Source organism: Streptomyces sp. NPDC056987, assembly GCF_042673865.1.
GTDB lineage: Bacteria > Actinomycetota > Actinomycetes > Streptomycetales > Streptomycetaceae > Streptomyces.
This window is the reverse complement of record NZ_JBHURV010000086.1, coordinates 1-3,359: the sequence shown is the minus strand read 5'-3', so window position 1 is coordinate 3,359 and position 3,359 is coordinate 1. Positions and strand designations below refer to the sequence as shown.

Genomic DNA, 3,359 nt, shown 5'->3' with positions numbered 1-3,359 from the left:
GGGACCCTGTGGGAGAGTAGGACGCCGCCGAACAATTATTGTGGGAATGCCCCGCACCGTATGGTGCGGGGCATTTCTGCGTTCAGGGGTCATTCCGGGGTGACCAGGCGGCTGTCGTACGCCAGGATCACGGCCTGGACGCGGTCTCGGGCGCCCGTCTTGGCGAGGATGCGGGAGACGTGCGTCTTCACGGTCGATTCGGCGAGATGGAAGCGCCCCGCGATTTCCTGGTTCGTCCAGCCCCGGCCGATGGCGGTGAGGATTTCCTGTTCCCGGTCGGTGAGCCGGGCCAGTTGGGGATGGGGTGCGACGTCGGTCGGCTCGGCGGCTGATGGGGCTGCGCCGTTTGCCGGCAAGTGGTGGACGTACGCGTTGAGGAGACGGCGCGTCAGGCTCGGTGCGACCACGGCGTCGCCGCTCGCGACCGCACGGATCCCGGAGAGCAGCTCCTCCGGAAGGGCGTCCTTGACCAGGAACCCGCTGGCGCCCGCCCGTAGCCCGGCGTATGCGTACTCGTCCAGGTCGAACGTCGTCATGATGAGGATCCTGGTGCGGCTGCCGGCGGCGACGATTCTGCGGGTGGCCTCGATGCCGTCCAGGCCCGGCATACGGATGTCCATCAGGACGACGTCGGGGTGGAGTTCGGCCGTGAGCCGTACCGCCTCCGCGCCGTTCCCCGCCTCCGCCAGGAGCGTCATGTCGTCCTGGCTCTCCAGGAGCATGCGGAACCCGAAGCGCTGCATGGGCTGGTCGTCGACGACGAGCACGGTGGTCACTGGTCTGCTGTGCCCTTCACTACCGTCACTGCTGTCACTGCTGCGTCCTTCGGAGGACCCGGGAGGTGAGTGCCGGGGAGGTGGATGCCGGGGAGGTGGAGGCGTACGCGCCAGCCGTCCGCCGGGTGGGGTGACGGGCCGGCCTCCAGTGTGCCGTCGTACAGGGCCGCGCGCTCACGCATTCCGGTGATGCCCCGGCCCGTGGCAGGCCTGTTCCGGTGCTGGGGCCCTGTTGACCCGGAGTCGGTGATCGTCGCCGTCACGCCGTCCGGCGCGTAGGACACGTCCACGTCGGCCCTGGTCGGCTCGCCCGACCTGTCCACCCGGTGCGCGTGCTTGAGCGTGTTGGTGAGGGCCTCCTGCACCACCCGGTAGACCGTGAGCTGCTGTCCGGCCGCGAGGGAGTCGGTAGGTCCGTGCACCGTCATGCGTACGGGCAGCCCGGCGGCCCGTACGCCGTCGACCAGGTGGTCCAGGTCGGCCAGTGCCGGCTGCGGGGCCAGTTCGGCGGTCGGGGTTTCGCGCAGGACGTCCAGGAGGCGGCGCAGTTCCGCGAGGGCCTGCCGGCTCGTCGTCCCGATGGCCTCCAGCGCCTCCGTCGCGCGCTGCGGGTTCTTCTTCGCCGCGTACGAGCCGCCGTCGGCGAGGCCCGTGATGACGGACAGGTTGTGGCCGATGATGTCGTGCATCTCGCGCGCGATCCGGGCGCGTTCGGCCGCGGCGGCGAGCTGGGCCTGCTGGTCGCGTTCGACCTCCAGCCGCTGTGCGCGTTCGACGAGGGCCGCGGTGTACTCCTGGCGGCTGCGTACCGCCAGTCCCAGCAGGGCGACCACCGCGAGGCTGTTCATCGCCGGCATGAACTGCTGGTTCCAGCTGTCCTCCGGGTAGCGGGTGGCGCCCAGCAGGAGGGGTGCCAGCGCGAGCGTGACGGAGCCGGCGAGGGTACGGAGCGGAAGCCGCAGCGCGATGTTGTAGACGATGACCAGCTGGAGGAAGGACGCCTGGAGGTGGGCCCCGCTCCAACTGTTGACCAGGGCGAACGGCAGCATCACCAGCAACATGGCGACCGGGTGGCCGCGGCGCCACAGCAGCGGTACGGAGAAGCCGAGGCTCATCGACACCACCAGCCATACCGGTACCGCCGCGTTGAGCGTGACGTTCCGCCAGCCGCCCGACGCGTCGACGAGCGCCGCCACCACGAAGAAGGCGGTGACGTGGAGGTCCCAGGTCAGGGGGTGCCGCCGGTCGAAGCTCCGGAGCCGGCCCACGAGCCGGTTCAGCCGGCCGGTGAGCGGCCGGGCACCGGCCGACCAGCCCTCGCCGGAGGTGACGTGCTCCTTCGCTGCTGTGTGCACATCCATATTCTCGTGGTCCTCTGGTCCTCTGGTCCTCTGGTCCTTGTCGTCGTCCGCGTGGGACCGGGGGAGTTATCAGACGTCGCGGCGCTTGAGCAGCGTGCTCGCCAGGACCAGTGTCGCCGCCGCCTCAGCGCCAGGGCGAGCAGCGCGCCTCCCGGTGACGCGCCCTCCACCACCGGCTGGGCCGAGGTGAGGGCCTCCGTGGCCTTCGTGGGGACGTACTTCTTCGCGTCCTGCACGATGTCGTACGGCAGCATGCCGAGCACTTCCGGCAGGACCATGACGCCTCCGAGGAAGGTCCCCACCGCCCCCGGAACGGAGCGCAGTGCCGAGCCCAGACCGAGGGCGATCAGGCCGAGGAGGGTGAGCGCCGTCGCGCAGCCGAGAAGGGCGCGTATCACCCCTGGATCGCCGAGGGAGGTCGCCTGGTCGGTGTCGGAGAGGAGAAACGCGGCCGGCAGGAAGGTGGCGACCGCCGTGGCGAGGGAGACGGCGAAGACGACCGCGCCGAAGACTGCGGCCTTCGCCCACAGGACCGGCAGCCGCCGGGGGACCGCGGTCATCGAGGCGCGGATCATGCCGGTCGCGTACTCGCCCGCCGTGACGAGAATGCCCAGCACGGCGAAGGCTATCTGGGCGAACTGCACCCCGATGAGGACCAGGACCACGGTGTCCATGTCCGCGTCGCCGCCACCGCTCTCGTACGTCGCGCCCATCAGCAGGCCGATGCCGAGGATCAGCGCGCTCGCCGACAGCAGGGTGATCCAGGTGGAGCGCAGCGACCAGAGTTTGTGCCATTCGGAGCGCAGCACGTGCGCCGGTGTCACGCGGTACGAAGAGGCGTACGAAGAGGCGTTGGGGTAACGGGGGTTCGCGGGTGTGGCGGTGGCGGGCGCGGCGGGGCTCATGCCGTGGCTCCTTCGTGGGCGGGGCGTGCCCGGTATTCGACGGTGTCGCGGGTCAGGTCCATGAACGCCTGTTCCAGCGAGGCTGCCTGCGGGGTGAGTTCGGTCAGGGGGATGGCGTTCTCCGCGGCGATGCGGCCGATGTGCGCGCTGTCCGTGCCGTGCACCTCCAGGGTGTCCGCCGGGCCGGAGGTGATCCGTACGTCCGGGGCGGCGAGCAGTCCGCGCAGCCGCTCCGGTTGCGGGGTGACGACCTTGACGGCGGCGGTGCGGGCCGCGTTCCGTACGAAGTCGGCGACCGTCGTGTCCGCCAGCAGCCG

At 70.6% G+C, this 3,359-nt stretch carries 2 protein-coding genes and 2 pseudogenes; all 4 read right to left on the bottom strand.

Annotated elements, in window-relative coordinates; genetic code table 11:
* Positions 1 to 89 precede the first annotated feature (89 nt).
* Complete coding sequence (locus tag ACFTZC_RS41880) at positions 90 to 776, bottom strand: response regulator (RefSeq protein WP_382899351.1); 687 nt, start codon at positions 774 to 776, stop codon at positions 90 to 92.
* Positions 773 to 2,137: a sensor histidine kinase gene (locus ACFTZC_RS41875; RefSeq protein ID WP_382899349.1), complete on the bottom strand. Its 1,365-nt coding sequence runs from the start codon at positions 2,135 to 2,137 to the stop codon at positions 773 to 775. The genes ACFTZC_RS41880 and ACFTZC_RS41875 overlap by 4 nt, the downstream gene beginning before the upstream one ends.
* 69 nt (positions 2,138 to 2,206) lie before the next feature.
* Positions 2,207 to 3,042, bottom strand: a pseudogene (locus tag ACFTZC_RS41870) (ABC transporter permease).
* Positions 3,039 to 3,359: pseudogene (locus ACFTZC_RS41865) on the bottom strand (ABC transporter ATP-binding protein); the annotation flags it as partial. The pseudogenes ACFTZC_RS41870 and ACFTZC_RS41865, both read right to left, overlap by 4 nt.

What these genes read in the sequence shown, in the direction of transcription:
- ACFTZC_RS41875 (WP_382899349.1), bottom strand. Translation starts at nt 2,137, where the DNA reads ATGGATGTGCACACAGCAGCGAAGGAGCACGTCACCTCCGGCGAGGGC.